The organism is Methanohalobium sp., assembly GCF_046546175.1.
Taxonomy (GTDB): domain Archaea; phylum Halobacteriota; class Methanosarcinia; order Methanosarcinales; family Methanosarcinaceae; genus Methanohalobium.
On record NZ_JBKGYF010000113.1, the window covers coordinates 1 to 4,472 of the forward strand.

Sequence of the window (4,472 nt, forward strand, 5' to 3'; positions counted from 1 at the left end):
ATGGAGATAGTTTGATCCAAGAATCATATTCAGATTGTAAGGTTACTGGAAACGAAAGCATTGGTGGTTTGGTAGGTGCTAACGGTGGGAAAGATTTAAAAGTTTATGATATTGGAGGGGAGCCCGACAAGTTTAATACATCAGGAGGATTGATTAACTCTTCAAATGCCAGCGGTACCGTCCAGGTGAACAATGATTATCCGGGGATGAATATCGGAGGACTTGTTGGACAGAGTTATGATGGTACGGTTGAAAAATCAAACGCAACAGGTGATGTAATAGCAGGCGGTTCCGACAACGTTGGTGGTCTTGTTGGCTACAATGATGGTGACTCTGTTACTTTTGAGCCTGTGTCTAACACTGTCCTCGAATCCTACGCAACCGGAGCTGTCGAAGGTAACCAGAGCGTAGGTGGTCTCATCGGTACCAATTTCAATGATACAGTACAAGATACCTATGCACTCGGGTCTGTCGATGGAAACACAGATATTGGAGGGTTGGTAGGAAATAACACCGGAGAGAAAGGTTATGTTAATCACTCCTACGCAGCAGGACCTGTATCCGGCTCTGATAACGTGAGCGGATTAATCGGCTGGAATAATGAGGGTTCGGTTACAAGTGCCTATTGGGATACCGAAACTACTGGTCAGGACTCATCGGATGGTGGAACACCCCTGACAACTTCCGAGATGAAAGGTGATGAATCAAAAACTAAAATGAAGTTTGATTTCGGAAATACATGGAACGTTGTCGACATTTCTAATTCCATTTCGTACCCTTACCTATCAAACAACACCCAACAGCCTGAACCCGGATTGGAAAGTTTGGATTCTGAAGACAAACAAGAACCTGAAACTGATGATGATTCGGTAAGATTATCTGTAGGTGATAACATGCCGGATGAAAGTGTCCGTTCAACCGATTCTAAACAAAAGGTCGTTTCTGCAGGAGAATCCGTTGAATATAACTTCAGCGAGAGTAGTGGTTCTGTCAAAGGTATAAGTTTCGATTCAAAAGAAAATATGGGACGTGTAATTGCCAAGGTGCAGACCCTTGATAAATTGCCCGACGATGTCAAATCACCGACTGAAACTGGTGAAAAAGACCAAACAGCAAGTAAGACTTACAGCACCATGAGCATCACGGTTGGTAAAAGTGGTACTGTATCCGAAAGCAACTCAGATAACACCTTGATCGAGTTCGATGTCACCAAGGAATGGGTCGAGGATAACAACATCGACCCAGAAACAATCCGGATGGAGAGGTATCACAACGGAGAATGGCACGACCTGACAACCAACAAAGTCGCAGAAGATGACAATCTGCTGCATTTCACCGCGTTTACTCCCGGATTCTCGATATTCGCTGTAGTTGGTGACGAAATCGAAGAAACCGGTACAGAAGAAGAGGAAAATGAAACTGCAACAGATGAAACAGTAGAACCCGAACCCGATGAATCCACACCAGGGTTCACATCGCTTCTGATACTCGGTGTAATTGGGACTGTCTACATGGTTTTGAGAAGAAAGAATTGAATGCAGCAATTAATGCTGCTTCTTTATTATTTTTTATTGATTGTCTTTGTAGAAACCCTTTCCTCTAACTTCCGCTAATAAATTACTACTTTTATAAGAACAATCCCCAATATGATTTTGACCACAAAAACACAAAGGGAATTGATTTGATGAAGACACCTATTATTACCTGAATCAGGTGAAAGAGGTCAAGTTCAAGTTCCTAATTTATAATTTTGATAAGTATATTTCTGTGCCATTAATTATTCAAGTGAGGATTTCTACAGAGTCTAAATTTGTATGCTATTCAAAAAAAGGGCTCCCTTTACAGGGAGCTTAACTATCCAAAAACACAGGAAGGAGGTTGTAGAAAGGCCATTTTAGATTTTTGCGCACACCCCCCGGTTGTACCCGTGGCCCGAATAGAGCCGATACATCCTGTTGCGACGCACTTTGCCATTATTGTCCAGAATGGCTGAAAAGACAATTGCCGGGTCAATCTTTTTTCTCTGTTTGTATAGCACCACTTTCTCTATCATTTATTCCCCCCGATTCTTGAGGTTTTAACCCTGGAAAGTAGATTGGCAGGGAGATATTTATAGTGCTGGAATTGGGCTACATATGTTAGTGGTTTGGGTAAGATGATGGATACTTCTATTTCACTATTCAGACACCCGGATTTACCACTATGTTTGCAGTGGCTTTGATTGCAGGTGCATCACTAATTATGAGTAAGAAAGACTGAAGTCTTGAAAATGAGCGCAATCAATGCTCATAATATTTTATTTTTCATAAGTGATTTTTCACAAAGCCAACACCCTTATATTTAGAAATAATATTATTAAAATCAGATGAAAAATTCATCAGAGACTAAAAAGGATGTAAATGCTGTACTGACAACTACATTATTATATGTTATTTTTGCAGGTATTTGGATCATTTTTTCAGATATGGCATTGGGCTGGTTTGTTTCTGATATAAGATTATATGGGTTGCTGCAAACCTATAAAGGATGGTTTTTTGTTCTTGTAACTGCCATTCTGTTTCTATTTTACGTAATACCTCACATTAATGAAATCAACAAATCTTACGAAGAGGCCTTAAAAAGCAAAGAGGAATACAGGTACATTTTCGAAAATGCCGCAAACCTGATTACCTCTATAGACTCTGGTGGCATGATTGTTGACTGCAACGATCAAGTGCAGAATTTCCTGGGCTATAAAAAAGAGGAAATAATAGGCTATCCAATGGCAAAGATATTTCATCCCAACGATCTGGCCAAAGCTTCGCAATCCCTTCAGGAAATTCTTCAAACCGGCTATTCTTACTGTAAAGAATACAAGATGATTAGGAAGGATGGTACTCTTATTGATGTTATTATAAATTCCTCTGGTATGAATAAAACCAATGGAAATTATGAAAGGACAATAAGTATAATCGATGATATCACCGAACGTAAAACGAGTGAAAAAAGGATTGAGTACCTCACTTCGGTGTTAAAATCCATACGTAATGTAAACCATCTTATCGTAACAGAAAATGACAGATTGAAACTTGTACAGGGTATCTGTGATAGTCTCACCGAATCCCATAGTTTCAAAAGTGCATGGATATGCCTGATGGATTATGATCAGAGATCAATCCTGATTAAGGAAAGTGGTGGGGGTAGTGAATTCTCACTCCTTTCATCAAAAATGAAAAATGGTGAAATCCCTAGTTATATCAGGAATGTTTTAGAAAAAGATGAATTGCTTGTTGTAGACGACCTATTTGAACAAAATACTGATTATATCCCAGCAAAGGAAAATACAAAATTAGTATACCTGCTTTCTAAACTTGAATACAAGGATAATGTCTATGGTGTAATTGCAGCCACCATTTCCAGGGAATTTGAACAGGACGGCGAAATAATAGGTTTGCTTGAAGAAGTAAAAGGTGATATTTCTTTTGCGCTCTATAAATTGGAACTGGAAAATATTCGCCAGGAAATAGAAAAACATCTTCTAGAAAGTAAGGTAGCAGCTGAGGAAGCAAACCGTACCAAATCCGAATTCCTTGCCAATATGAGCCATGAATTAAGAACGCCCTTAAATTCAATTATTGGTTTTTCCACTATCCTGAAAGAGAAAAAACATGGCAATTTAAATGAAAATCAGACTAAATATATATCTAATGTTCTGAAAAGTGGGAAACACCTGCTGAGATTGATCAATGATATTCTTGACATTTCCAAAATAGAAGCAGGTAAAATGGGATATGAACCTGAAAATATAAACCTTTCAGAAACAGTTGGTGAAATAGTAGCGTTGATGCAACCAATGGCTAATAAAAAGGATATTGAACTTACATCCAACATCGAACCAGAAGACATAGAAATATTTGCTGATAAGATAAAATTCAAAGAAATCATGTTTAATCTGCTCAGTAATGCAATTAAATTCACACCTCAAAAAGGTAAAGTGGAAATTAAATCCCAACTTGTCTATCATAATATTGAAATCTCTGTCTCAGATAATGGAATAGGTATTCCTGAGGAAGAATATCACAATATATTTGATCTCTTTAAACAGGTTGATTCTTCTTCTACTCATCGTAAATATGGTGGCACCGGTCTGGGGCTTGCCATCGTAAAAAGATATGTGGAAATGCATGGTGGAAATCTACGTGTGGAAAGTGAGGTTGGTAAAGGGAGTAGATTCACATTAGCAATACCTGCAACAAAATGATTTTTTATATCAACACAATCTAATATTAACTGATTGATTGGAAAATTAATTGTCTTTTTTTTGTATCAGTAGAATTCGGATTCATCATCCACTATCAGTTCTGTAAGATAATCGAAGTTCAGCAAAATAGGGATATGAATATTTATAATTAGAGCAAATTCAAACTAAAATTCAAATAAAAAAAGTTTGAGCAGGTTAACCTGCTCATTCAATCTTTTCTTTCCCTTCTCAA

At 37.9% G+C, this 4,472-nt stretch carries 2 protein-coding genes; both read left to right on the forward strand.

Annotation, left to right across the window (positions count from 1 at the left end; all coding sequences use genetic code 11):
* A partial coding sequence (locus ACLFMM_RS09295; RefSeq protein ID WP_410808455.1) for a PGF-pre-PGF domain-containing protein occupies window positions 1–1,535 on the forward strand: 1,535 nt, incomplete at its 5' end.
* An 830-nt stretch (window positions 1,536–2,365) separates the two neighbouring features.
* Window positions 2,366–4,240, forward strand: coding sequence for a PAS domain-containing sensor histidine kinase (locus ACLFMM_RS09300; RefSeq protein WP_410808456.1), 1,875 nt, complete (start codon window positions 2,366–2,368; stop codon window positions 4,238–4,240).
* Window positions 4,241–4,472: the final 232 nt, after the last annotated feature.